The 25,837-nt window shown below is 38.3% G+C and carries 20 protein-coding genes and 1 tRNA gene; 7 read left to right on the top strand and 14 right to left on the bottom strand.

From position 1 onward, the window contains the following. Window positions 1-19 precede the first annotated feature (19 nt). Complete coding sequence (gene basC / locus GO593_RS01150; RefSeq protein ID WP_000717764.1) at window positions 20-1,330, top strand: putative histamine N-monooxygenase; 1,311 nt, start codon at window positions 20-22, stop codon at window positions 1,328-1,330. A gap of 64 nt (window positions 1,331-1,394) precedes the next feature. Here basC and bauA read toward each other — a convergent pair whose 3' ends face one another. The 5 genes from bauA to bauD all read right to left on the bottom strand — a co-directional run bounded on the left by bauA (window position 1,395) and on the right by bauD (window position 7,411). Continuing rightward, window positions 1,395-3,695: a TonB-dependent ferric acinetobactin receptor BauA gene (gene bauA, locus GO593_RS01155; RefSeq protein ID WP_001073039.1), complete on the bottom strand. Its 2,301-nt coding sequence runs from the start codon at window positions 3,693-3,695 to the stop codon at window positions 1,395-1,397. Between the two features lie 85 nt (window positions 3,696-3,780). Next, window positions 3,781-4,749, bottom strand: a complete 969-nt coding sequence (bauB, locus tag GO593_RS01160) for a siderophore-binding periplasmic lipoprotein BauB (RefSeq protein WP_001104129.1) — start codon at window positions 4,747-4,749, stop codon at window positions 3,781-3,783. Between the two features lie 6 nt (window positions 4,750-4,755). Further along, window positions 4,756-5,526 carry a ferric acinetobactin ABC transporter ATP-binding protein BauE gene (gene bauE, locus GO593_RS01165; protein WP_000582118.1) on the bottom strand — a complete coding sequence of 257 codons (771 nt, stop codon included), beginning with the start codon at window positions 5,524-5,526 and terminating at the stop codon, window positions 4,756-4,758. Beyond that, window positions 5,523-6,470 (bottom strand): ferric acinetobactin ABC transporter permease subunit BauC, encoded by a 948-nt coding sequence (gene bauC / locus GO593_RS01170; RefSeq protein WP_001223275.1) that lies wholly within the window; start codon window positions 6,468-6,470, stop codon window positions 5,523-5,525. The genes bauE and bauC overlap by 4 nt, the downstream gene beginning before the upstream one ends. Continuing rightward, window positions 6,470-7,411, bottom strand: coding sequence for a ferric acinetobactin ABC transporter permease subunit BauD (gene bauD, locus GO593_RS01175; protein ID WP_001210788.1), 942 nt, complete (start codon window positions 7,409-7,411; stop codon window positions 6,470-6,472). Before bauD ends, bauC begins: the two co-directional genes overlap by 1 nt. A 631-nt stretch (window positions 7,412-8,042) precedes the next feature. Between bauD and basB the strand changes: the two genes are divergently transcribed. Continuing rightward, window positions 8,043-10,070, top strand: coding sequence for an acinetobactin non-ribosomal peptide synthetase subunit BasB (gene basB / locus GO593_RS01180; protein ID WP_000939830.1), 2,028 nt, complete (start codon window positions 8,043-8,045; stop codon window positions 10,068-10,070). Between the two features lie 70 nt (window positions 10,071-10,140). Here the strand turns inward: basB and basA are convergent, their stop codons facing one another. After that, window positions 10,141-11,988 (bottom strand): acinetobactin non-ribosomal peptide synthetase subunit BasA, encoded by a 1,848-nt coding sequence (gene basA, locus GO593_RS01185; RefSeq protein WP_000910263.1) that lies wholly within the window; start codon window positions 11,986-11,988, stop codon window positions 10,141-10,143. A gap of 392 nt (window positions 11,989-12,380) precedes the next feature. Here basA and bauF point away from each other — a divergent pair, with 392 nt between their 5' ends. Then, entirely contained in the window at window positions 12,381-13,241 is an 861-nt protein-coding gene (gene bauF / locus GO593_RS01190) for an acinetobactin utilization protein BauF (RefSeq protein WP_000160875.1), read from the top strand. Here the strand turns inward: bauF and GO593_RS01195 are convergent. Further along, window positions 13,238-13,861 carry a helix-turn-helix transcriptional regulator gene (locus GO593_RS01195; RefSeq protein WP_000528175.1) on the bottom strand — a complete coding sequence of 208 codons (624 nt, stop codon included), beginning with the start codon at window positions 13,859-13,861 and terminating at the stop codon, window positions 13,238-13,240. The two genes, bauF and GO593_RS01195, sit on opposite strands and share 4 nt — an antisense overlap. 252 nt (window positions 13,862-14,113) lie before the next feature. Between GO593_RS01195 and GO593_RS01200 the strand changes: the two genes are divergently transcribed. Next, window positions 14,114-15,082: a threo-3-hydroxy-L-aspartate ammonia-lyase gene (locus GO593_RS01200; protein ID WP_000793837.1), complete on the top strand. Its 969-nt coding sequence runs from the start codon at window positions 14,114-14,116 to the stop codon at window positions 15,080-15,082. A gap of 244 nt (window positions 15,083-15,326) precedes the next feature. Further along, entirely contained in the window at window positions 15,327-16,013 is a 687-nt protein-coding gene (locus GO593_RS01205; protein WP_000995333.1) for a pirin family protein, read from the top strand. 434 nt (window positions 16,014-16,447) lie between these two features. On the opposite strand, the gene GO593_RS01210 is transcribed toward GO593_RS01205, so the two are convergent. After that, window positions 16,448-17,011, bottom strand: a complete 564-nt coding sequence (locus GO593_RS01210; RefSeq protein ID WP_001246783.1) for a TetR/AcrR family transcriptional regulator — start codon at window positions 17,009-17,011, stop codon at window positions 16,448-16,450. 816 nt (window positions 17,012-17,827) lie between these two features. Between GO593_RS01210 and GO593_RS01215 the strand changes: the two genes are divergently transcribed. Next, window positions 17,828-18,856: a hypothetical protein gene (locus tag GO593_RS01215; RefSeq protein ID WP_000168943.1), complete on the top strand. Its 1,029-nt coding sequence runs from the start codon at window positions 17,828-17,830 to the stop codon at window positions 18,854-18,856. Window positions 18,857-18,880: 24 nt separating this feature from the next. Here GO593_RS01215 and GO593_RS01220 read toward each other — a convergent pair whose 3' ends face one another. From GO593_RS01220 to efp, 6 genes are all read right to left on the bottom strand, one after another. Further along, entirely contained in the window at window positions 18,881-19,396 is a 516-nt protein-coding gene (locus GO593_RS01220) for a hypothetical protein (RefSeq protein WP_000725511.1), read from the bottom strand. A 300-nt stretch (window positions 19,397-19,696) separates the two neighbouring features. After that, on the bottom strand, window positions 19,697-21,100 hold the full coding sequence (locus GO593_RS01225; protein ID WP_001170033.1) for a molybdopterin-binding domain-containing protein: 1,404 nt from the start codon (window positions 21,098-21,100) through the stop codon (window positions 19,697-19,699). A 260-nt stretch (window positions 21,101-21,360) separates the two neighbouring features. Beyond that, window positions 21,361-21,437, bottom strand: a tRNA-Val gene (locus GO593_RS01230). 168 nt (window positions 21,438-21,605) lie between these two features. Beyond that, window positions 21,606-21,908 (bottom strand): YbdD/YjiX family protein, encoded by a 303-nt coding sequence (locus GO593_RS01235; RefSeq protein ID WP_001009533.1) that lies wholly within the window; start codon window positions 21,906-21,908, stop codon window positions 21,606-21,608. A 2-nt stretch (window positions 21,909-21,910) separates the two neighbouring features. Continuing rightward, window positions 21,911-24,007: a carbon starvation CstA family protein gene (locus tag GO593_RS01240; protein ID WP_000380473.1), complete on the bottom strand. Its 2,097-nt coding sequence runs from the start codon at window positions 24,005-24,007 to the stop codon at window positions 21,911-21,913. 166 nt (window positions 24,008-24,173) lie between these two features. Continuing rightward, window positions 24,174-24,743 carry an elongation factor P gene (gene efp / locus GO593_RS01245; protein WP_000035083.1) on the bottom strand — a complete coding sequence of 190 codons (570 nt, stop codon included), beginning with the start codon at window positions 24,741-24,743 and terminating at the stop codon, window positions 24,174-24,176. A gap of 73 nt (window positions 24,744-24,816) precedes the next feature. On the opposite strand from efp, the gene epmB reads away from it, so the two are divergent. Beyond that, a complete protein-coding gene (gene epmB / locus GO593_RS01250; RefSeq protein WP_000611584.1) occupies window positions 24,817-25,833 on the top strand; it encodes an EF-P beta-lysylation protein EpmB in 1,017 nt (338 codons plus the stop codon). Window positions 25,834-25,837: the final 4 nt, after the last annotated feature.

The raw sequence follows: 25,837 nt of genomic DNA on the forward strand, positions 1-25,837 counted from the left end.
AAACAGATAAAGTATAAACATGAAAAAAATAGATATTACCGGAATTGGTATTGGGCCATTCAACTTAGGTTTAGCTGCTCTTTTGTCTCATCATCCCGAAATCAAAAGCGTATTTTTAGAACGCAAACCAGAATTTCGATGGCATGAAGGGTTGCTATTGCAAGGTACGACATTACAAGTTCCTTTCTTTGCCGACTTGGTTACTATGGCCAATCCTTGCCATCCCTTAGGCTATATTAATTATTTACATCAACATGATCGCTTGCATCAGTTTTATTATTACGACAGTTTTTTAATTCCACGCCGTGAATATGACCATTATTGCCGTTGGGCTTCAAAACAATTACCCGATTGTCGATTTGGAGAAAACGTAAGCCATGTGGAATATGACGCCAAGCTGGATAAATTTATTATAGAAAGTGAATCAGCCTCAGGCGAAAAACAAAAATATATAAGCCAAAATCTGGCGATTGGTATTGGAACTAAACCTCGAATTCCTAAATGGCTGGAAACATGCAAACACCCTTTGGTAAAACATTCAGCGGAGTTTGCAAAAATTCAGGAACAACTCAAGCAATGTAAACAGGTCACGGTTATTGGCTCGGGCCAGAGTGCAGCAGAATGTGTACTTGCTTTATTTAATTCACTTACACCAGAACAAGTAAAAGCAGGTGCATCTATTCGTTGGATCACACGTTCTGCCGGCTTTCACCCAATGGAATATTCTAAACTTGGGCAAGAATGTTTTACCCCTGCATATATGCAATATTTCCAAAGCCTGCCTAGAGATAAACGTCGTGACATTGCTGCTACTCAGGGCCTGATCTATAAAGGAATTAGCTTCTCAACCATTGGTGATATATATGATGTTCTTTATGAGCGTTCAGTGGCCGGTGAAAAATCCGGCTTAAGCCTATACACAAGCTGCGAAGTTGAATCGGTTGAAGAACTTGAATCGGGTTCTCTGCGTTTAACCTGTTTGCACACCCAACTCGATCAACGTTGCGAATTAGAAACTGATGCCCTTGTCGCAGCTACAGGCTATGTTCATGATTGGCCTGAATGGTTCCAAAATATGAAGGGTTCTATTTTAGCTGTTGATGATAAAAATGATTGTATTGTTCAAGAAGACTTTACGGCTTTACGTTGTGATCAAGGACAAGGTCGTATTTTCATTCAGAATGCCGAGATTTTTCAGCAAGGCGTTGGTTCTCCAGACTTAGGGATCGGAGCAACCCGAAACTCAGTCATTATTAATCAGCTACTGGGGCGTAATGCTTATCGAATTCCTAAACAGTCTTCTTTCCAACATTATGGTTTGCCAAAATAAAATATGAATATCATAAAAAACCCGCGATTGCGGGTTTTTTTATTCGGTTGAAGATTACAACAAATTAAAAGTCATATGATACAGATAGCATATACGTTCTTGGTGCGCCTAGAGCCAAATTCGTCAATTGTGGCTGTGCCCAATACGCTTTGTTGGTTAAGTTGTAGATATTGGCACGGAAAGTAACTGGGTGGTCCTCGACTTTCGTACTATAGCGTGCGCCAACATCTAAGAGTGTACGCCCTGGTACGGACAAGGTATTTTCTGCATTAATATATTGCTTGGAAACTGCATTGATATTTCCTGATAAGGTTAAAGTCCCTTGTGCTACTTGAGTATCCCACTCTGCTCCAAGCTTAGCCTGATTTTTTGGCACAGCAACTGCTGTATGACCATCGTTTCCTCCACTCTTAGTCTTGGTAAGTTCAGGATCAAGATAGGTAAAGCCACCCATTAAACGCACATGTTCAATCGGTGAACCAAAAAATGACCATTCAATACCACGATTTCGTTGTTCTCCATCCGAAACAAAGGTAGGTAAGTTATTCACAAGCTTTGAAGGATCTAAATAACTACTTGGTTTGGTAATTTCAAATGCACTCAAGGTATGCGCAAATGTCCCCAAATCAACCTTCAAACCAAGTTCCTGTTGTTTGGTTTTTTGAGGAGGAAATATTTCCCCTGGATTTGATGCAGTTGCAGGTGCCTGATCACCCTTTGTCAAACCTTCAATATAGTTTGCATAAACAGAAATTTTATCAGTCGCTTTAATCAGTAAGGCGACACCAGGCGTGGTTGCTGATTTAGCATTTTCAGGTAATGTATTAACAGAACTTGTTGCTTTTACAGTCTGATGACGAAGTCCTAAAGTCAACTGTACTTTATCTTGAGCAAACGACAATGTATCGGCTAAACCAAAGCTAGAGGTAGAGAGTGTCGAATGAAATAGAAACGGCGGTGTAAATTCCGGTTTAGGCCCCCAATTTGGATTGGGATCATAAATATTCGTAATAACAGGATCACTAAAACCTGGGATAATTCTATAACCATAATCATCTTGTGTATGATTATAGTAGGTTGCATTGGCGACCCATTGATGTTTCACAGACCCCGTCTCAAACTTGCCTTTAAAACCAGCATCTGCTGATTTTTTATCGACGTCAAAAGCAAGTTGTCCAAGTGTTGAACTCAGTGTTCCAGTGCTACTCGTAATCGTCCCTGCACTTGCCCCATTGTACTTATATTCAGTTGTACTTTGTCCATAAGCCGCATATGCCATCAACTGATCAGAAAAATCATATTCGCCACGAATCATTGCGCCTTTATCTTTGGTTTCAACAGAGCCCCAATCCGGACTAAGTAAGGTATCCGCTTTCGGCGGTTTCGGAATTCCAACTGCAGTAGAGACGTTAACACCACGTGTCACGCCATCAACATGATCTAAGGCATCGTAAGCATCAACAAAAACACGTGCATTTTCACCTTGCCAATCTAAGCCAAGCGAAAATAAACGACTTTCTTTAGACTGATCATTAACTGCTGCATCTCCATCTCGATACATTCCATTGATACGAACGCCGAATTCTTTATTTTCACCAAATCTTCTTCCAACATCGACATGTCCACCAAACTGGGCATCCGACATATAAGTTGTGGTCAATCGTGCAAACGGTTCATCAGCCGCATATTTGGTCACTAGATTTACCGTTCCACCCACCGATCCTGCTGGCGGCATCCCATTTAACAAAGCGGAGGGACCTTTCAACACCTCAACGCGGCCAAACATTTCCGGAGAAGTTCGATAAAACGGTGTGATACCAAAAAGTCCGTTCATTGACATATCATTCGTACTCGAAGCATATCCACGAATATAATAGTTTTCACTCCAACCACCACTTGCACCGTTGGTATATATCGATGGATCAGTTGCTGCAATCACTTCTGTAATATCTTTTGCCTGTTTATCTTCGATATACTTATCGGTATAACTAATCGTATTAAATGGCGTATCTAGAAATTTTTTACTACCGAGAAATCCAACATTGCTCGATGTTGCAACTTGCCCTCCCGCATAAGTATCGTCTTGTTCAGCTTTTACGGTAATTGCTGGTAAAGCTGCTACATTTGTTTGAGCAGTTTGTTGTTCTAGAGTTTTTGTTGAATTATCAATAACAGCAGCATAGGTATTTGATGCACATAGAACAAATACGGTGCCTAATGCATAGCCTAATCGAAGGGCCATTTGTGCAGATGCAACGCCATTTAATACAAAAGAACGGTGATTAATTCTTTGATCATTCCCAGTTTTAAAATTACGGTTATAGCTAACGTTGTTCATTGAAAGACCTTTAATGTTTTGATTCATTTTTTATTAACTATCTGCTTAAAATTCATAGCAAAATAGTGAAAATTTATGCTCTAAAATTTAACTAAGTGATGTGCCCAAAAATTTATTGATAGCCTTTTTTCACATCTTCCATCACTATTTTGAGTGAGGTTGGGCTTGCAGCCGTGGTGTACCACGCATCGGCATCGACAAAAATGACACGACCGTTTTTCCATGCTTTGGTTTGACGTAATAATGGATTTTCAACACTAGCAGCATTAATGTTTGGGCGATGTTCCATCACAGCAGTTCGGTCCACGATATAAAGAATGTCGGGATCCGCTTTTTTGATGAATTCACTCGAAATAGGTTGCCCATGTAGACTTGTATCCACCACTCCACTTGCAGGCTTTACCCCAAAGGCATTAAAAATAAAGCCATAGCGTGACTGAATACCAAAATTACTAAATGCCCCATTGTTATGAAGAACGACTAATGCTCTTTCTGGGCGATTGGCCGTTACGGCTTGTACTTGCTTCACCTGTTCATCAAGTTCAGAAACTTTCTGGCGAGCTAAGTCTTCTTTATTAAATATTTTTCCTAAGGTCATCATATGGTCTTTAACCAGACCAATATGATTACTCTCGCTATTGTTGAAGTTGATATCGTAATGAATGGTCGGGGCAATTTTGGACAGTTCCTGATACTGATTAACGTGTAATGGCGTCATCAAAATCAGGTCTGGCTTTAATGCATATATCCTTTCCATATTGGGCTGTACAATTGCACCCAAATCCTGAATTTGTGCATCTTTTTTATATTTTTCCAAAAAGTGTGGAACATAATCTTTTGGCATTCCCATAATCGGGACATTGAGTTGATCTAGAAAGTCAGCTTCATTCATATCAAGTACGGCAACGCGTTGCGGTAAATGATCTATCACCGTAGTTCCAAGCGCATGTTTTACCGTAATCGGTTCTGCTAGCTTCTGAGAAGCTTGAGTGGTATCTGCAACTTTTTGATCACATGCTTGTAGAGTGACAGCTGCCGCTATGATGAGGGCTACTCCCCCATACTTTTTCTTCCAGTTCATATGTATTCAAGCTCCAGATGAGTTGAAGTAATTACACATACAGCCACGCTCACTGTATGTAATTTCAAAATCAAGCTCGTACAGATCATTTAATCGCGCCTCTGTAATCACTTGTTCGGTTAACCCACTGAAATGAAGCTTGCCGTTCTTGAGCGCGACAATATGGTCCGAGTAATTCGTGGCAAAATTGATGTCATGAATGACTAAAATCACAGTGCGCCCTTGTTCATCACATAAGCGCCTGAGTGCGCGCATAATTTGAACGGCATGTTTCATATCAAGGTTATTTAAGGGTTCATCTAATAAAAGTACGTCTGTTTGCTGTGCGATCGTCATCGCCAAAAAGGCCATTTGCCTTTGACCACCACTAATTTCATCTATGTAAGATTTGCGCAGTGGTTCTAAAGAAAGAAACTCAATAGCCTCATCAACCACCTGACGATCTTGCTCGGTTAAAACACCACGGCTATAGGGAAAGCGTCCAAATGAAACCAGCTCTTCTACGGTTAAGCGCAAATTAAAGCCGGGTGCTTGACGTAAAGTCGCGACATGCTTCGCGTAAACAGCGGTTTTAATATCCGCAATATTTTGATGATTAAGAAAAATCTCGCCTTTATCTGGTTCAATTAAACGTGCCATCATCATGAGCAAAGTCGATTTTCCAGCTCCATTTGGACCAATGAGTGACGTCACCTGACCTGTAGGAAATTCAACATTTACGTCAGTCAGTATTGGCTTATTTCCATATGACTTATTGATATTCTTGACATGAATCATGCAACACCTCGGGTACGAACCGTCAGCGCAAGGAAATAAATGCCACATACCAGATTGACCAAAATGCTGACGGTCGTTTTGTAATTAAAAACGTGCTCAACTAAAATTTGAGCAGCAATAAATATGGCAATCGTGATGGCACAGCCCATGGGCAGCGTTAATTTATGCTTATAACTTCTTGCTAGTGCATAAGTAATGTTGGCAATAAATACGCCCATAAATACTGTCGGGCCAATCAGACTGGTAGATACCGCAACCAAAATAGCGATCAGGGCTAAATAGAAACTGATATAGCGGTGATGATGAATGCCTAATGAAATAGCTTGCTCACGCCCTAAAACCAGAACATCCAGAACAGGGAGCGCTTTTCTACCGAGGAATAGAACAATGACTACGGCTACGCTGGCATACAATAAAGTTTCTGGTTGAGAGCGATTAAACGAAGCATAGCTAAGGCCTTGGAAAACAGAAAATTCACCAGGATTAATTTTGAGTTGAATAAATTGAGTAACCGTCCCGACGACCATCGTAAGGACTAACCCTAAAAGCAACAGGAGAAAGACATCATTTCTGCCGTATGGCAATAACCACTTATGGATTACCCACGAATAAAGCAGCATTAAAACGATTGAGATAAAGAAATTACCGTTTATTCCTAACTGGCTTAATCCATGCGTTCCCCAAAAAAACAACAACAAAACTTGCCATAAGAGATAAATCGCTTCATAGCCCATAATGGAAGGGGTCAAAATACGATTACCGACCAGTGTCTGAAAAACAATCGAGGAAAAAGCAACGCAAATACCGGCTATCACAATCGTGGCAAGACGCAGAAGTCGGTTAGGAATGACGTAATCAAAATCTAGTCCTGAGTTTAAAAATAAAAAACATACTGCTAGGCAGATGACAATCAGATAAATCATCCATAGCTTTGTAATACGCATTATCTGAACTCCCTCAAAATGAGGATGAGGAAAATAATTCCCCCCACACCACCTGCGGTAAGTCCAATTGGCACTTCAAATGGATAAATAATCGAGCGACCAAGAATGTCGCAAATCAGTAATAGAGACGCTCCACCCAAAGCCACAATGGGCAAGGTTTTAGCTAAGTTTTCTCCGTATTTCAGTGCGACCAAATTGGGGACCACGAGCCCGACAAAAGGAATGGCACCAACAGTAATCACTGTGGTTGAAACTGTAATGGCAACCAGTATTAAACCAATGGCGGCTATAGCTGCATAACTAAGTCCTAAGCTAGAAGCCATCTCTTCACCCATACCAATTACGGTAAAGCGGTGTGCAAAAAGATAAGTCAGGACAACAATCGGAAAAATAATGTAAATAACTTCATAGTGGCCTTGGATAATTTTTGAAAAATCTCCTAAAAGCCACCCTTGCATACTTTGTAAAATATTAAAGCGATAGGCATAAAACTCAGCTAAGGCACTCAGTACACTGCCGTACATCAAGCCAATAACCGGTACTAAAACCGTATTTCTAAAACGGATCCGGCGAATAATTGCGATATAAATTAAGCTGGCAATAAAACAAAAAATGATCGCAAATATCATTTTACTCAGCGTGCTGGTTACCGGAACTAAAGTTAACGACACTAAAATTCCCAGTTTGGCAGCATCTAAACCGCCCGACGTTTCCGGTTCAACAAATTTGTTACGCACAATATGCTGCAAGATGACGCCACATACCGCCAACCCGATACCGGTAAGCACAATAGTAATTAAACGAGGAATACGGCTGGCTGTAAGAGTGAGCCAACTCTCATGAGAAAAAGAAAATAAGGTAGACCACTGTATTTGTTCAGCCCCGAGCAATAACGAACAAATACATAAAATGATAAAAATACAGAATAAGCCAAATCGCATCAGTGGCGTGCCCCACTTGAGCGTAATAAAGCCGATGCAAATTGCAAATTTAGTCCCATCAAACCAAAGCGAGGGAAAATTTGTTCAACATTTGATGGGCTTATCAACCTTTCATGATTGAATATTCTCATGAAAATTCCTCAATTTTATCGAGACAACAGAATCAGTTCCTTTTGAATAGGCAAAATCACAGTCCTATTCCGAGGAGCATTTTTTTCATCTTTAAATTATTTTTGCCCAACCAATTTCGAATTAAATAAATATTAATCAATCACTTATTATTTATTTTCTATTTTAAAAATTAGTCATTCTCAATTGGTACTATCTACTTGCAAATAATAATCTTGATGTAAATGAGAATCAATTATAGTATGTTTAAAGGTAAAATGTAACCCTACTGTTACATCAGTACAGTTCATGTGGACATCAACTCATTAGAAAAAGGTCAATTTTTGCAAACAAGCAAATCTATAACATTATGAATTATATGAAATTTAATCTAATGTAAAAAATTTGCGAAATAAAAATTGATGAAAATAGCCATTTGATAAACCAGGATTCATTTATGTTGGAACAATTTTCCAAATCGCCCACTCTCCTTTCGGTTACTGATTACGAAGAACATATCTGGATGTTGCAATTACAACAGCCTGAACAAGTTAACCGACGTTTTAATCTATGGAAACTTAATCAAGATTTAGACATTCAACTGCTCATTAAAGCAATTCAAGACATTATTAAAACTACACCTGACTTAAATGTCCGCTATACATTTAGTGACGAAGGTGATTTATACAAATATCCATTTGATGACCATTCAGCTTGCCTAGAAATAAAAAAGAGCTATGCAGAACACGTATTTGAGCAGGTAAATACCTTAAAAGCGCAAGCATGGAATGCAGAATTTCATCCCCCTTTTTTTACAAGTCTCGTAGAAACTGAACAAGGCTATTTCCTTATTTTAGCGCTCCACCCGATTCTCGATGAAAGCTATCAAAAGGCAGATTTTATTCAGGCTATACAAAATCGATATCAACAATATTCACCCAATAATGTGCCATTGGTGCTGACAGAAATTGATATCTCAAATCATCTTGCAAGTTCTACAAAAGCGCCAGAACAACCTAACCAAACCTATGTTTCAGAAATTATTTTAGAAGAGTTCCGAAATACGCTCGCTGAACCAGAAATGAGCCAACATGATGACTTTTTTGATTTTGGTGGCCATTCACTATTAGCAACACGAATTATTGGAAACCTACTCAATAAACATGGAATTGAGATTCAATTTAATGATTTCTTTAAATCTCCATCTGCTGCCGATTTAGCCCAATATGCTTTCGTTAAATCTGAAAAAACCGAAAAAACCACCTTACAAAGTGTAGATAAAGCCCCGCTTACTTTAGCTCAAGATTTCCTGTGGCAAGCTTATTCTGCGTTCGATTTTAGCCCAATTTATAACTTACCATTTGCCGTAGAATTCCTTGAAGAAATTAATGAAGATGTTTTCTTGCAAGCCTTTACAGATATTGTGGAGCGACATGCAGGTTTACGCACAATTTTTAATAGCGCCAATGGTCAAACCTATCAGCAGGTTGTTCCTACGTCTGAACTTAAACACTTCAAATGGTTTTGGAACAGTGCCGAAAGTCACGATGCAACGCTTGCCAGTGAAGCTTCATATAAATTTGATTTAACCCGTGAGCTTCCCTTAAGAATTCGTTTAATTCGAAATGCTAAAGGTCGCCAAACTTTATCGTTTTTAGTTCACCACATGGTGATTGATGAATGGTCTTTAAATACGATTATGGCTGACCTTGCGCATGCTTATCTTGCTCGCTCAAATGCTCAAGCACCGAGCTGGAAGGCACCAGCCCAATCCATTCTTGATTTTTCTTTACTCCAGCAAAAACAAGGTATCAATCAAGACCATCTAAATTATTGGACTAACCTGCTAACAGGGGCAACCAAAGGTCTAAGCCTTCCTGTTTCGGAACATGAATTAAATGCTGAAAAGGAAAAACCTCCAGTCCAATGGCTCGAACTTAAATTTGCACCAGAAATGCATGAAAAGCTTCTCGCATTTTCGAGACAACACAGCTCTTCTATTTTCGCGGTTCTCTATACTGCTATCGCCCATGCATTACAGCAACAAGGTGATTTAAAAGATATTGTGATTGGTACTTCTGCATCTGGACGAACTGATCCTGAGTTTTTTGATACGGTGGGTTACTTTACAACCATGGTGGCGCATCGCACACAGTTTAGCCCTTCAGATTCATTCCAATTGTTGCTCCACAATATCAGCACAATGATTAATACCTCGATGGCCTATGCAGATATTCCCATCAACCATATACAAAATGCGTTAGGGATGAGCGCTGATGAAGGACTGTTATTTGATGTGTTTATTCATATCCATTCAAATAATGCTTTAAACGGCGCGCTCAAAACACCTCAGGGACAAGACCTTCCTTATCGTCAGATTTTGCCGGAACGTGATGAATCGATGTTCGGATTACATTTTGAAATTATGGAAAATGTGATTGATGGACAGCATCAGTTAAGCATGATTATTACTTATCAGGCTCACCGCTTCCCGACTGCAACAGTGCAAAGTATCTGTGAAAAAATTAAGGCAACCTTAGCTCAAATCTAGTTGCCCTAAAACCAACCATGTGCTTAAAAGCAAACATCTCAACTCTGCTTTTAAGCACATTTCAATTTTTCTATTTTATTTGCTGCTCTACTTTATTCACCACATCCTGAATTGTTTTGCAGCTAACTAGCGTATAAAAATCAATTTGTGTATTGAGCTTTTGAGAAAGTTTCTGCGCAATACTCATGAGTTGTTTCGGACGAATGCCTATCGCTAATATTTCACTTCTATAAAAAATATCCATTTTTTCAGCTTGGCTGTCAGCTATGCATTCACGGAAAACCGATAGAACCGAATCCCCCACCTCAGCGATTGATGACGATGTTTTAGAGGAGTTTGCAGACAACGTAGAAGAGACATAAATTTTCCCCTGAGCGATTTCTTGCACAGCTTTACGATCAATTTTTCCATTTCGAGTGAGAGGTATGGTTTCCACGGCCAAATATTTCGAAGGAATATGTGAACTCGGCAAATGTATTTTTAAGAAGTTTTTTAATTCGGGGCTATTTAGGCGAGTAGTTTTGTATTTATTTTCTAGGGTGTAAACGGCGACTAACTCTTGAGTTTCAGTCGTTGGATGTACACAACTTACTACCACACAGTTATGGATATACGGGTTCTTCGTCAAAGCATTTTCAACCTCTGCCGCAGAGATTCTCACACCTTTTATTTTTAAATAACCTTCCTCACGTCCCGCAAAAATAATATTTCCATCTTCCCTAAAATATCCTTGATCACTCATGCGAAAAGCAGTTTGAGTTTCATTTTCACTCACTTGAATATCAACGAAATCTTTATAATTAATTTCCCCATCAAGTAAATAACCATTAGATAAATTTAGGCCGGCCATATACATCGTACCGACCTCGCCCATTTGGCAAGGCTTCAGATTTTCATCCAAAATAAAATAACGGTTATTTTCTAAAGCTTTTCCATACGGAATAATTTCCTGATCTTGCTCATTTATTTCATGCCATATACTCCAAATTGTGGTCTCGGTAGGCCCACCTAATGAAAATAAACGAGCGTTAGGCAATTGTTGTCTTAACTTCGCTATAAGTGAGGGCTTGATATAGTCGCCACCTTGGGCAATTAAACGTAAAGACTGTAGTTGTTCTTTTTGAGCTACACTGAACAGCATATCGACAATGGCAGGCACACTGCTCCAAATCGTAACCTTGTAACGATCTACTAAATCGGCCCAGACAACAGCATTTTTACTTTGCTCAAAAGATGGAACCACTAAAGTTGCACCCACTGCCATTGAAGCAAATACATCAAATACCGACATATCATGATGAAACGGTGTTACCGCCATAATCACATCGTCAGCAGTAATTTTCCATTCCGAGATCGTCTGTTGTAGCGTGTTTTCTGTGGCCTGATTATTTAGGACCACACATTTCGGAGTCCCTGTACTTCCCGAAGTATATAAATAATATGCCGGACGTCGGTTAATTTCGGCATTAAAGCTCGGTTTGTACTTAGTTGTAGCCGATAAAATCTCATTAATATTTAGTGTTTGCACACCTGCAATAAATGAGTCACTCACCACAACATCTGCCCGACTATTCGTCAATAAATAGTTCAGTCGCGACGGCGGTGAGTCCATATCTACAGGTAGCCAAATGATGCCAGTAAGCGCACATGCCAAAGCTGTATAAATATGCTCAGGACTTTTTCTCAGGCAAATTGCCACCACCGACCCTGTCGCCAAGTCTTGCATTTTTAGCGCATACATGACTTTGGCGACCTGAGTCCCTACCTCAGCATAACTAATGCTACGGTTTTCAAAAATGAGTGCTGCTCGATTGGAATTTTGCTCAAAAATATTTTCATAAATTTGCTTTAAGAAATTTTCTACATTGTTATTTTTATCATTCGTTTGCCCTAAATTTTGACTCAAATCTTTTAGCATTTATCTTGGTCCTCACCCTATTCTTTATGCAATACCACCCAACCTAATATTCAAAACAAAGTTATAAAAATGTCTTTTTCATCGCTGTTTGTTTGAATAATAGATACCCCAGCACAATAATATAAATGATAATCATTTACAATTACTATTAAGAGAAATATCAATTTCTTTCTTTTAAAAGACATTAATAAAAAATGATAAATATCAAAATAATAAAATAATTTTTCTATTCGGTTTAGTCGTTTAGTGAACTAATTCTATCGTCTAAAACCCACAATTAATAATGATTATTATTTACATTAATGGCTAACTTGGTTATCGTAGCTCATAGAGAGATTACATCTATATCAATTATCGCGCTCTATAGTAATCATTAAGCTTGGGTTATATATATGACAAAAATTGCAGAAAAATCGAAACAAGAATATGGCGACTTATTAAAAGAAAAAGACCATTTACAAGATATGGAACAACTTGAGATGACTATCGTCTCGATCCATACACCGTATCCGTCCATTGTAAGAATTCAAGGAAAAATCAACACATTACAGCCAGAGCTTTGGCAAGCTCCCAATTTGGCAATTCGGTTAATTGTGAGCAATCCGCCAGAGGGACAACCCATTTCACGCGTCTATACGGTCCGTTCATTTAACCCTGTAAATACTCAAATCGAAATTGATTTTGTTAAACATGAAGATTTAAGCCCAGCAATGGAATGGCTTAATTCGGCTCAAGTGGGTACAAAAATCGGGCTTATTGGCCCACGCCCCCATTTCATTCCCAATTTCACAGCCAAAAAGCATGTGGTCATGTTTGCCGACGATACGGCTGTACCCGCGTTATATTCAATACTCCAGCAATGGGAAAATGGTGTAAGTGCTGATATTTTCATTGAAAGTTTTGAAAAAGATATTGCTAGCCAATTACCCAAACTTGAGCATGTCAAAATTCATTCGTTCCATAAAGAACATCACACGGCACAAAAAGGCCTTCTTTTAAAGGCAGCATTTGCGCTAGAACATTACAAAAATATTACGATTTGGGCGGCTTGCGAACGCAACGAAGCAAGAGCCTTACGCCAGTTTTTTCTAGAAGACCAACAGTTAAATAAAAATGACGTGCGCATTGCTGGCTATTGGAGAGATGGCGTATCTAGTTCAGAGTTAGACAAACTGCGCGCTCAACATTATCAGGAACATATTCAGCAAGGTAAGACCTTAAACGAATATGATGACCTCGATTTAGCAAATTAAGTTTCTTTTACATACAAATAGGCACTGGCTCTGGATATACCTAAATGTTGGGCAACCGTTTCCACCGCCTTTTTAATTTCTAATAAACCATTATTCTTGAGTTCTTGTATTAATTGCTTTCTCTCATTGAGTTTTAGCATACGCGGTGTAGTGGCATGTTTTGAAGCAAACTGATCGATATATCTTCGAATTGCTTCCGTGCCATTCGGTTCCAAATTTTCAATAATGCTGTCAGTCTCAATTTTAGTGAAATGCTCTAAAGCGCTTTGCATCCCTCTAAATAAGGTTAAATCAATATTCATACATAAAGCAGCTACGTACTGGCCCTCTTCATCTTTAATACCGATCGAGGTGCTTTTTGCAGGGCGGCCATCTGCAAACTGGTTAGCATAGTTTGTAATAAGGTTTGGAAACTCCGGAGACATAATTCTTGCCAGCCCCAACTCAGTTGCCGGATCTCCAACTTTTCGGCCAGATAAATTATTGTGTATTGAAAGTATGGCATGCTCAGGATTGGTTAAGTCATGGACAACCACTTCACAAAAAGGCGCTAGTGTTTCACTTAACCCTTTCGCGATGGTATCGAGTTGAGTGAGTAAATGTTTATCACGATTGCCCAATGTATTTCTCCTAATGACTTAATGCTGTTTCAAACCCTAGAGTGAAGTACGCAAACAGTAATTTAGACTTTTTATCTAATTTTAAACTTAATGTAAATCAAAATCTTATATCTCTTTGTTATCAAATTAAAAAATAAATTAGACATTTTATCTAAATATATATATTTTATCTAAACAAGGTCAATAGATTGTGCTTTCTTTGGCAATACGAAATCTTGCATCCGAAAACATTGAATAGAATCAGGTTTAATTATGAAAAATTTAACCCTTCCAAATTATGAAGATGTCGCAGCCGCTGCTGAACGTATAAAAGGTTTTGTAAATAAAACTCCTGTTTTAACTTCACGTACGGTGAACAATGAATTTGAAGCAGAAGTGTTCTTTAAATGTGAGAATTTTCAGCGTGTAGGCGCTTTCAAATTTCGTGGTGCCATGAATGCACTTTTGCAATTTAATGAGACTCAAAAGAAAGCAGGTGTAGTTGCTTTTTCTTCGGGAAATCATGCACAAGCTATTGCGCTTTCATCAAAAATTCTTGGTATTCCAGCAACCATTATCATGCCTAAAGATGCACCTGCTGCAAAAATGGCAGCAACGCGAGAATACGGCGGTAATATTGTTGAATTTGACCGTTATACGGAAGATCGGGAAAAAATTGGAAAAGAGATTGCCGAACAAAATGGTCTAACATTAATTCCGTCTTATGACCATCCGCATGTGATTGCAGGTCAAGGTACAGCTGCTAAAGAGTTATTTGAAGAAGTCGGTGATTTAGATTACCTGTTTGTATGTTTAGGTGGCGGCGGTTTGTTGGCAGGTTCTGCCCTGTCGGCTCGCCAGCTTTCTCCGAACTGTAAAATATATGGCGTTGAACCTGCGCTAGGAAATGATGGGCAAATGTCTTTTAGAAAAGGAGAAATTGTTCATATTGATACCCCACCAACCATTGCCGATGGCGCGCAGACTCAATATTTGGGCAAATTGACCTTTCCTATTATTCAACAGAAAGTTGATGATATTTTGACGGTCACAGACGAAGAACTCATTAACGCTATGAAGTTCTTTGCTGAAAGAATGAAGATGGTGGTTGAACCGACAGGATGTCTCGGATTTGCGGCTGCCCGTAATTTAAAACATGAGTTAAAAGGCAAACGTATCGGCATTATTATTAGTGGTGGCAATGTCGATATTTCTAAATACGCGGAGTTTTTATCTGCCTAATCAAACTCAATGTCTATCTATAATTTCCTTTAAAGCCTTATAGATAGGCATTTATATGTAATGTCTTTTAAAAAAAGCCTGCTTTATACAGGTTTTTTTATATCTAAAATTTAAAACGAATATTTATAAAAATCTTAATCATCTTAAAAATGCAACAATATGTTGCATCTACTCTATTTTTAGCTTTACCCCACAGGTTTAACATATTCCTCAAGAGATAAATAATAATTGAGGAGATCGAGTCATGAATGCTTATTTGCATCGTAGTGAAGATCGTGGTCATGTTAAAGCAGGCTGGTTAGAGTCTTATCATAGCTTTTCGTTTGGTAGCTGGTATAACCCTAAATATATGGGGGTAAGTGCACTTCGAGTCATTAATGATGACCGAATCGATGCCCACAACGGTTTCGGTACTCACTCGCATGACAACATGGAAATTTTAACCTGTGTGCTTGATGGTGCAATTTCACACCGTGACACCATGGGAAATGAAGGCCAGATTAAAGCAGGTGAATGGCAACTTATGAGTGCCGGTACAGGTGTTGCTCATAGTGAGATTAATAACACCGATACACCAGTGCACTTATTACAAATCTGGATTATTCCCGATGTAAAAGAAGCCGAGCCAAATTATCAGCAAATTAGTTTGGACCCACGTAATCAACCTAACGAATGGCATTTGATTGCAGGCCCTGACGCAAATGCACCAATGCATATTCGCCAAGATGCAGAGGTAAAATCTGCTGTACTTGAAAAAGGTCGTGAACTGCCAGTTGAGACTTCAAAACGAGTTAATTACGTTCATGTAATTTCAGGTGAAGTTCGTATTGGTGAGTACGAAGTGAAAGCGGGTGATGCTCTGGTCTTTGAAGATAACGCCGTGATTCATGCAAATGAAGACAGCCAGTTTATCTGGTTTGATTTACCTTAAACTGCTTAAAAGCCCTTTTATATGAAAGGGCTTTTTAGTCACTGCTACCGCCCCCATCACATCCGCCTGAGTCGGAAAATGATGAGCAATCATTTGATGAATGAGAACTATGGTGACTGTTATCGTGAATATGGTGGTGTTGTGAATGTGTTGAAGCTGAATAATCATGCTCACCCGATGGTGAATAATTTTTTGAATTTCTGAGTAATGCGATTAAGCAAATGATTCCAATACTGGAAAAAATGGCAATAAATATCACAATAAATAACTTCAAATAACGTCCTCCCTCATACAGCTATAGAGATCATTGTTGTTTTTCTCTTTCATTATTTAAAGGAGCCATGCTAAATAAACAAGTTATTTTTTGATAAATACAGTACAGCCCCCTTTCTTATGACTCGTATTTAGCTGCTACTGACGCAACCCTAAACTTTTCATTTGCATGTAGTTAGCCCTCTTAAAAAACACTCAAACACACCCTCCCGCTCGCTTACCCCACCAGAGCTTAAAAGCTGAATGATTGTGCCCTCCACCATATATAAAAATAGTTTGGCATCGGTAAAAGAGGCATCAGGTTTTAGTGTTCTAAGCTGGCTATAAATTTCATTGATCAACCATGTTCTATAGCGCACTGCGGTTTGATAAGCGTTGGGATAACTATTTTTAATCTCAAAAACGGCTTTAAATAATAAGTAATACGGCCCTTCTACATCGGTATGTAAATCATAAAGTTTTTTGAGTTTATCGATTGCGGAAGTACTTAAATCATACTCAACCATTGCAACTACTTGTTCTTGGAGCTTTTCTTTTTGCACCATCAAGCAAATTTCAATGAGTCGTTCTTTAGAGTGAAAATAATTATAAAAAGTCGCTTTTGTAATCTCTGATTCTTTCACTATTCTGTCGACCCCAATAAGGTGAAATCCACGGTGATGAAACAGATCAATTGCTTTATTTACAACGTATAAGGCACGTGTTGGGAGAACTACATTTCGCATAATTTTACCGTTATAAATTCTTGTTGTTTGTAAATGAGATACTTTTTTGGGAGAAAAAAAGGCACAGCAAAGCCTATAAAGACTGTGCTTGGCACATCTCAAGTTTTATTGTTGCTAAGTTTTTGGTTGTGACGATTTAAAGCCTGAAAGCGCTAATGGCCCTCAAACTGCTTTAAAGCTTATGTGGTGTCGTTATAGCTTTTGGCATTGAGAGCCAAGAAATAATGGATGTGCAAAGCCAACTCCTTTTTATTGGGAGTTCTGCCAAACATTTATAGAATTATGGTGGCAGAACGAAAGAGGGTTGACGAACTGGTCACACGAGGCCAGCACACCCGAAGGTGTCCCCCTTCCGTCCTACCGCTACGAGAGGGAGACGAAGAGCTGCCCAAAACTATCCCTCAGAAGGAATAATTCTGATACTCGTGTGAAACGGTTCGTCAAAACCGACTGGCAATGTGGCCAGCAGGCAAAGGATAGTGCTCTGCCCTTTAGCAGTCAAGCACACAAAATGACATTTGCTTTAATTTAGATCATTAAAAAAGTAAGGCTAAATAATGATTAAGTTATTGTTTAAGAGGGGTTTATAAAGGTGAGGTAAGATGATGGAATATGATAGTACAGCTTTTAAGAAGACTGTCCTCAACATTATAGAGTGACCAAGAAATATTAATTCAATTAATTATAGTTATTACTAGGAAAAGATAATTTTTATGCGACGTATATTGTCGTTAAAGTTATTGTTATAACGGTCAAGTGGAACAAAAATATTTTAATCCATTTATAATTAATTATAAATTTTATAGAGACAATAAGATGGCATCGACTCCACGCATTACTAACTATGATGAAGTTTTAGGTTTACCTGGTTTTTTAGAACAAAATTTAATTACACCCGAAAATTTTGATTCGGTGTTCTCTGATTATCAAATTCGAGACAGGGACATGCATTGTTGTTTAGTTAGTGATAGAGGGCTTTGTAATCACAAACACAATTTCGGTTATGTTATTAAATTAAAAGATGGCTCACTAAGTATAATGGGCAATGATTGTGCTGAAAGAAAGTTTGGAGCAAATGGAGGAATCATTCAAGGAATCAGCCTCTATGAGAATACTAAAGAAGCTGAGAAAAAATTAGGTAAAGTTTTTGATTTTGCTATTCGTATTGATGAATATATTGAAAGATTACGTAAGATCGAAGTTAATTTAAAAATCATAGAAGATTATTACTTTAACCTAAAACTTAATATTGGCTCAAGAAATTATTTAAAACTAAATGAGCGTTACAAAGCTGCTAATACAAAAGTTGAAGTAAAGACCTATAAATTAGGAAAACCCGACCCTGATAATCCGAATGAAGAAACTCTAATTTATATGGCAACTCATACGATTGGTCATATATCATCGTTAAACATTTTTGATGATAGAAATTTCAAAGAGTTTGAAAAGAAAGTTTTCAAACTTCGAGAGGCATTGAGAGACGCTTTAAAATCTCACAATCAAATTATTGAGGGTGAAAAGATACAACCTGCTGCATTACGAAAAAGGGTAAATACAATACTAAGTCAATTGAACTCTTTTGATGAAGTAGAAACAACCATCAACACCCGAGTATCTGATATTGAAAAATTTAGAAGAACAGACCCAGAAATTCTTTGTTATTTAACTGATGATTACGAAGAATCAAAAATCTTTGCCTCATTAAGTATGGCTTTTCACGGAATTGAAAACATGAAAGAAGAGACATATTTAAGGAGCCTAGAAATTAAGTATTCTACGGCTTTCAGATGTCATAGAATTAAAGCAGCCGATCATAGCGTTATGCGACGCTCTATTTTTTATTAGTTTTTAGTCCTAAAACATGATCTTCTAAAGATACTGGGTACATTCATCAGAATAAAAAATTTTTAATTCCGATTTTTTTATTTCTTTTTGACTGCCTAATGTATAAAGCTGCTCATCAATTAAAGAAATGATGTTTTCAATTATCATTCCTTTAATAATTTCATGCCCTACTACGTAAGGCGGTTTAGAAAATTTCAAAATAGAATTATATTTTGTCGAAATAGGATTCCTTACATCAAGTTGCATAGAATATTCATTTAAATTTTCTGAACCTTTATTGAAAAGCTTTATAGCCTCTAGAGGTTTATCGAGTATATCTGCAACCTTTGCGCAGTAAATACTCCTAGCACCTAAAATAACTTTTTGATCGTATTCCTCTGTTGGTACACCCATCCAACTATGACCTACATTAGATCCAAATAGTTCTTCCTTAAACGCATCACGAACGTTTATGGAATAAGCAGAGCTGTTTGAAGAAATTTCTTCAGCATGAGTACTCAAAGAAAAAATATAAAATATAAAAATATAAATTTTTTTCATCCATTCAAACCTTACAAATAGCTCTTATCCAAATTTTCTAACATGTATTGTTTTTTACTAATTAATTTTAATCTCTCCTTGTATAAACACACTATATTATAGAAACTGAAATTAAATTATATAAAGCAATAAAAAGCCCTAAACCATTATAGTTTAGAGCTTTTTCAGTCATATAAAGCGATTCGAGTTTATATGAATTTTTATACGGTAAGCTTTGGACGATGTGACCTTTTAACATGAGAAAAGTTTACATATTTCTGAGGTTACACCATCTAATTAAGTTATACATAGAAATTAGATTCAATCTATTTTCATAAAATATAAATCATTGCTTTTGGCAATTACTTTTTCTTGAAACGGAACCATTACAATACAATTTGCACTAAGAGATGGTTCTATTTGATATGGCTGCTGTTCAATAATTTCTAATACATATTCCCCACTTTCATGAGCCTTGTAATGACCCCATAACAATTTTCTATTTGTTACATCAGGAACAATCTCTATGTCCGTTTTACCTTTGAAATAAGCATGATCAAAAAAGTCTGAGATGTGTTTATTTAAAATATATTTCACAAAAGCATGCATCAGAATCGCAATATCTTGGATATCACCCGGTAAATTAATAATAGTCGCTTTGTCTTCTGTAACGACTACACACATACCTTTGTGATTACCGTTCTCATCATAAATTTGAACTGTCTCACGACTAGGTGGCGTTCTATCTTTCCCTTTGAGAATTTTAATTTCATTACCAGGCATACAACGAGTATTCAAAGCAGCTGACATACTGCTTTGATCAAAGATCGGAAGTTTCTCAAGCTGAAATAAAGCGGAACGACTATTTTGATATGTACAACAAAGAATGACATCAAAATTCATAGTCTGTTCTTCAAAGAACTTTATATAATCGTCCCTGCTTGTCGTTAATGACTCATCTAAAGCCGAATTATTATCTTTTTTAAGACTATTAAATGCAGCATCGTAACGTTCAGGTTTAAGTGATTTGATTTCTACCTGCTCATAGCCCCATGTTTTCAAAACATCTTTAACATACAGACTTTCCTCACTCATTTCTTCTTTATCAAAAGAATGCATACTTACAATAAGAATTTTTGGTTTTTTATAAATAGTTAATTCTTTGATCCCTGCCCGTCTTAAGATAATTAGTTTTTCAGGAGTTAACCTCTCATCTTTTTTTAGAATCACATCGCCTTGTTTAAATATGCTGCCCTTAGGAATAACACCATGCATGGCAGAGATAGGGCCAGTAATCTTTTTGGCATCGGTGTCAGAAAGATCCAGTCTTTCATCTTGTTCAGGAATGACCGAATCTAAAAACTCTGGTAATTTTGTATAAGCAGGAATTTCTAACAAACTTGGAGTTTTTAGGTCTAATTTATACGGATTAATAGATCTATAAAGCTGTTGCCCCCAGTAGTACCAATTGGCAATGAATAAAGGGCTTTCTATACTCGCAGTTTGAGTTATTTCTGAATTAATAGCCCAACCCGCATATTCAGATAAATTATGCAGAGGATAATCCTGTAAAGCATATACATCCCTTGCGTTAAGTTGATTTATAGCTTCATCTAACTTGACAGTTTCTTTTAAATCGCCTTTAGGCAAACTTATATTGATGTGATAAAAAATATCCGTTAAATGATTTGGTAAGTTATCTGGTATTGGCAGTTTTTTTTGCATATATAGATCCTAGAAGTACCTCAAATAGGAGGTACTTCATCAGTTTTTAGTTATTAATAAAGAATTTATCGTTATCTAAAACATTCAATATTGAATAAAGCTCCTGACTGCTTCAGCCTTTTAGGAAATGAAATTGCTCTTTTAGGCTAATACAGAAACTGAAATTAAATTATAAAACCAATAAAAAAAGCCCTAAACCATTATAGTCTAGGGCTTTTCAAGTCATATAAAACTATTCGAGTTTATATGTCTTTAAATCTTGGTAGGCATATCCAGACTCGAACTGGAGACCTCTACGATGTCAACGTAGCGCTCTAACCAACTGAGCTATACGCCTAAGATGGAAAGCATCATATTCATTTTTCAAAAGCAAAACAAGTGATTTACCAGTGAAAAAAATACAAATGAGCAGACTTTGAGCAAACTCTTTTTCATTTCCCAAAAAGTAAAACGGTACATGGTTCAACCACATACCGTCTTTGTTTAGCCAAATATCAAGGTCAACTTAGCAAGGGCACTTCTTCAAAGTACCACCTGCAGATGGGTATCTTGCATCAACACAATGTCGATAGAAAGTTTGTGCATCCATAGGCGTTAAATCTGGATGATGGGCTTTCATATGCTCCAGATACGTTTGATAGTCCGGCACACCAACCATGAGTCGGAAGCTTTGCTGTAAACGCTGCCATAAGGTTGCGATACGTGACCAGTTCTTTGGAGAGAGCAATATCTCTTTTTGCGAAAGCACGGTCATTTTGATGATTTTCGCAATAATGACAGTACCATTTTTTGCAAATTTAAAATTCATCTTTATTCTCCTCGAGTGGTAACCACTTCAGGATCGGTATATACCGCAGGTGCTTCATTTACAGTCGGTGTTGGACTTGCTAAAGCACGGCGAACAATACCAATTGAGGCAATAATCATGACAATCGATACAATCATAAAGAAGCCACAAAGTGCAGCATTAATCTGGTTCGATAGCACAATAGTTTGCATTTCGGCAATGGTTTTTGCAGGCTTAAGAATTTCACCGCGATCAATCGCATCGGAGAACTTATGTACTTGAGCCAAGAAACCGATTTTCGGGTTTTCGTGGAAAATCTTCTGCCACCCTGCTGTCATACAGGTAATGAACAAGAAAATGGTTGGAATGATCGTCACCCACACATACTTCTCTTTTTTCATTTTGAACAGAATCACGGTACCCAAAATGAGTGCCATCGAAGCCAGCATTTGGTTACCCACACCAAATAGAGGCCATAATGAGTTGACGCCGCCAAGTGGGTCAATCACACCTTGATAGACGAAGAAGCCCCATCCACCTACTGCAACGGCCGTGCCTAACAAGTTACCAAAGAATGAACCTGAAGATTTAACCGCCGGAATAACAATACCAACCGTGTCTTGCACCATAAAACGACAAGCACGTGTTCCTGCATCTACCGCAGTTAAAATGAACAATGCTTCAAATAAAATCGCAAAGTGATACCAGAATGCCATCATGGCACGGCTGTTAAAGATTTCAGAAATGATATGAGCCATACCAATAGCAAAGGTAGGCGCACCACCCGTACGTGAAAGGATTGAGCTTTCACCTACTTCTTGAGCTAAAACCGTCAACATTTCAGGCGTAACAACAAAGCCTAGATTACGTACAGCTTCCGCTGCAGATTCTACGGTTGTGCCGAGCACTGCTGCTGGTGCATTAATCGCGAAGTACACACCTGGGTCTAATACTGTCGCACAGATCATCGCCATGATCCCGACAAAAGATTCCATAAGCATACCGCCGTAACCGATCATGCGGATATTAACTTCATTATCAACAAGTTTTGGTGTCGTGCCACTCGATACCAGCGCATGGAAACCTGAAATGGCACCACAGGCAATGGTAATAAATAAGAACGGGAATAAGCTACCTGAGAAAACCGGACCTGTACCGTCAATAAAATGGGTAACAGCAGGCATTTTAAGATCAGGCAATGCAATCACAATACCGACTGCCAAACCAAGAATAACCCCGATTTTAAGGAAAGTAGATAAATAATCACGTGGTGCTAATAGCAACCAAACCGGTAGTACCGATGCGATAAAACCATAAATGATGAGACACCAAGTGAGCTGTGTTCCAGTTAAAGTGAAGAACTCACCCCAATATGGATCTGCGGCAACATGTCCACCATACACAATTGCCAGCATCATTAAAACGAAGCCAATAATTGAAACTTCTGCAATACGTCCCGGACGAATAAAGCGCATGTAAACGCCCATGAACAATGCAATTGGAATAGTGGCTGCAATACTAAAGACACCCCACGGACTATGTGCAAGTGCTTTCACAACAACTAAAGCCAATACCGCAAGGATAATAATCATTACCCCAAGTGCACCCAACATGACCACAATACCGGCAAAAGGACCAAGCTCCTGCTTTGCCATTTCACCCAGTGAACGGCCATCACGGCGTGTTGATATAAATAAAACTAGAAAGTCTTGTACCGCACCCGCCAGAACCACACCAACCAATAACCAGATGGTGCCCGGTAAAAAGCCCATTTGTGCAGCCAAAATCGGCCCGACTAATGGCCCTGCGCCGGCAATCGCGGCAAAGTGGTGTCCAAACAGTACATACTTATTTGTTGGCACATAGTCTAAGCCATCGGCTAAACGATGTGCAGGAGTTAACCGTCTCGGGTTTAATTCAAATACTTTAGTTGCAATAAATAGACTATAAAATCGATATGCGATGCTATACACACATGCAGCTGCCAGTACCAACCATACTGCATTAACATGTTCACCACGACTTAGCGCCAGCATCCCGAAAGAAATAGCACCTATAATTGCTACTAGGCTCCAGACCAATTTGGAGGGAAGCGTAGATTTCGCTTGCATTGTGTCCATTCTTAACCTCTCAATAAATAATTACAGCAGTTTTATATTGTTATGTACTGTTCTCTGCTCAATCCTTGTGACTCTACTCCTCCTTTGTTCTTTTTCCTCTTATACTTTCGCATAAAAAAAGGGATGATTGACATCATCCCTTCGATAATAGTTTATTTTTTAACTATTATGCACGCTCTAAATACTCACCAGTACGAGTATCTACACGAACGCTTTCTTCTTGCTGAACAAATAACGGAACACGAACAACCGCACCTGTTTCAAGCTTAGCTGGCTTACCGCCACCGCCAGAAGTATCACCACGTACGCCCGGATCAGTTTCAACAACTTTCAATACAACGAAGTTAGGTGCATTTACGTTTAAAGGAACGCCGTTGAATAACATGATTGTACATGTTTCATTTGAGTCGTCTTTTAACCATTTAGCAGCATCACCCATTGCAGTTTTGTCAGCTGCAATTTGTTCGAAGCTTTCTGGGTCCATGAAGTGCCACATTTCGCCATCGTTGTATAGGTAGTTCATTTCTACTTCTACGATGTCAGCAGCTTCTAAAGTATCACCAGATTTAAAAGTTTTTTCTAAAACTTTACCAGTTTTAAGGTTACGTAATTTTACACGGTTGAACGCTTGGCCTTTACCCGGTTTTACGTATTCGTTTTCCATGATTGAACATGGGTTACTATCAAGCATGACCTTAAGGCCTGGCTTGAAATCATTTGTAGAATAATTGGCCATGACTGGCACACTCCAAACTTAACAAGTCAACTATGCGATATAATGCGCTGTTGCATTATCTTAATCGTGTCGCATGATAAACTATTTACACCAAGAGCAAAACTGGCAATCACAACTCAGTGACCTTATTACCGATCCTTTAGAGTTGTTGAACCTGCTCGAGTTATCCACTGATCAGCTATTATCAGGGGCGATTCTGGCTTCTGAAAAGTTTAAATTGCGTGTTCCGCGTGCGTTCGTCGGAAAAATGAACGTTAAAGATCCTCTTGATCCGCTTTTACTCCAAGTGTTGCCACATCATTTAGAACTTGAGGAACATCCTGAGTTTGTCACCGACCCTTTAGGTGAAGAAGCAGCCAATCAGTTACCGGGTGTTTTACATAAATATAAATCTCGTTTTTTATTGACTTTGACCGGCGCATGTGCGGTCCATTGCCGTTACTGCTTCCGCCGTCACTTTCCTTATCAGGAAAATTTACCTAAAAATGAAGATTGGCTAAACATTAAAAATTATATCGAGTCGAACCCCGATATTAACGAAGTGATTTTAAGCGGAGGTGACCCTCTTACGCTTTCTAACCGTAAATTAGCGCTTTGGCTAGAACGTTTATCATCTCTCAAACAAGTGAAGATTCTGAGAATTCATTCACGCGTTCCAATTGTCATTCCAAACCGTATCGACGAAGAGCTTATTTCTTTATTAAAAAACAGTAGGCTGCGTATTATTCTGGTGGTACACTCAAACCATGCTTCTGAACTCGATGACTTTACTTGTTCAAAATTGTTGCAGCTATCTGAACACCACATTACTGTTCTAAATCAGGCAGTATTGCTTAAAGGGGTGAATGATTCTGCTCAAACTTTAACTGATTTAAGTTATCGTCTATTTGAAGCTCGCGTTATGCCATATTACTTACATGTATTAGATAAAGTAAAAGGCGCACAACATTTTGATTTAATACCATCTGAAATAGATGCGATATATCAAGACGTGTTAGCGAGCCTACCAGGATATTTGGTTCCTAAACTCGTCAGGGAAATTGCGGGCGAAAAGAATAAAACACCGCTTTTTGGGGCTACAACTTTTTGAGTTA

It is taken from the genome of Acinetobacter baumannii, assembly GCF_009759685.1.
Lineage (GTDB): Bacteria > Pseudomonadota > Gammaproteobacteria > Pseudomonadales > Moraxellaceae > Acinetobacter > Acinetobacter baumannii.

What these genes read in the sequence shown, in the direction of transcription:
- basC (WP_000717764.1), top strand. Translation starts at nt 20, where the DNA reads ATGAAAAAAATAGATATTACCGGAATTGGTATTGGGCCATTCAACTTA.
- bauA (WP_001073039.1), bottom strand. Translation starts at nt 3,695, where the DNA reads ATGAATCAAAACATTAAAGGTCTTTCAATGAACAACGTTAGCTATAAC.
- bauB (WP_001104129.1), bottom strand. Translation starts at nt 4,749, where the DNA reads ATGAACTGGAAGAAAAAGTATGGGGGAGTAGCCCTCATCATAGCGGCA.
- bauE (WP_000582118.1), bottom strand. Translation starts at nt 5,526, where the DNA reads ATGATTCATGTCAAGAATATCAATAAGTCATATGGAAATAAGCCAATA.
- bauC (WP_001223275.1), bottom strand. Translation starts at nt 6,470, where the DNA reads ATGCGTATTACAAAGCTATGGATGATTTATCTGATTGTCATCTGCCTA.
- bauD (WP_001210788.1), bottom strand. Translation starts at nt 7,411, where the DNA reads ATGCGATTTGGCTTATTCTGTATTTTTATCATTTTATGTATTTGTTCG.
- basB (WP_000939830.1), top strand. Translation starts at nt 8,043, where the DNA reads ATGTTGCAATTACAACAGCCTGAACAAGTTAACCGACGTTTTAATCTA.
- basA (WP_000910263.1), bottom strand. Translation starts at nt 11,988, where the DNA reads ATGCTAAAAGATTTGAGTCAAAATTTAGGGCAAACGAATGATAAAAAT.
- bauF (WP_000160875.1), top strand. Translation starts at nt 12,381, where the DNA reads ATGACAAAAATTGCAGAAAAATCGAAACAAGAATATGGCGACTTATTA.
- GO593_RS01200 (WP_000793837.1), top strand. Translation starts at nt 14,114, where the DNA reads ATGAAAAATTTAACCCTTCCAAATTATGAAGATGTCGCAGCCGCTGCT.
- GO593_RS01205 (WP_000995333.1), top strand. Translation starts at nt 15,327, where the DNA reads ATGAATGCTTATTTGCATCGTAGTGAAGATCGTGGTCATGTTAAAGCA.
- GO593_RS01210 (WP_001246783.1), bottom strand. Translation starts at nt 17,011, where the DNA reads ATGCGAAATGTAGTTCTCCCAACACGTGCCTTATACGTTGTAAATAAA.
- GO593_RS01215 (WP_000168943.1), top strand. Translation starts at nt 17,828, where the DNA reads ATGGCATCGACTCCACGCATTACTAACTATGATGAAGTTTTAGGTTTA.
- GO593_RS01220 (WP_000725511.1), bottom strand. Translation starts at nt 19,396, where the DNA reads ATGAAAAAAATTTATATTTTTATATTTTATATTTTTTCTTTGAGTACT.
- GO593_RS01225 (WP_001170033.1), bottom strand. Translation starts at nt 21,100, where the DNA reads ATGCAAAAAAAACTGCCAATACCAGATAACTTACCAAATCATTTAACG.
- GO593_RS01235 (WP_001009533.1), bottom strand. Translation starts at nt 21,908, where the DNA reads ATGAATTTTAAATTTGCAAAAAATGGTACTGTCATTATTGCGAAAATC.
- GO593_RS01240 (WP_000380473.1), bottom strand. Translation starts at nt 24,007, where the DNA reads ATGGACACAATGCAAGCGAAATCTACGCTTCCCTCCAAATTGGTCTGG.
- efp (WP_000035083.1), bottom strand. Translation starts at nt 24,743, where the DNA reads ATGGCCAATTATTCTACAAATGATTTCAAGCCAGGCCTTAAGGTCATG.
- epmB (WP_000611584.1), top strand. Translation starts at nt 24,817, where the DNA reads ATGATAAACTATTTACACCAAGAGCAAAACTGGCAATCACAACTCAGT.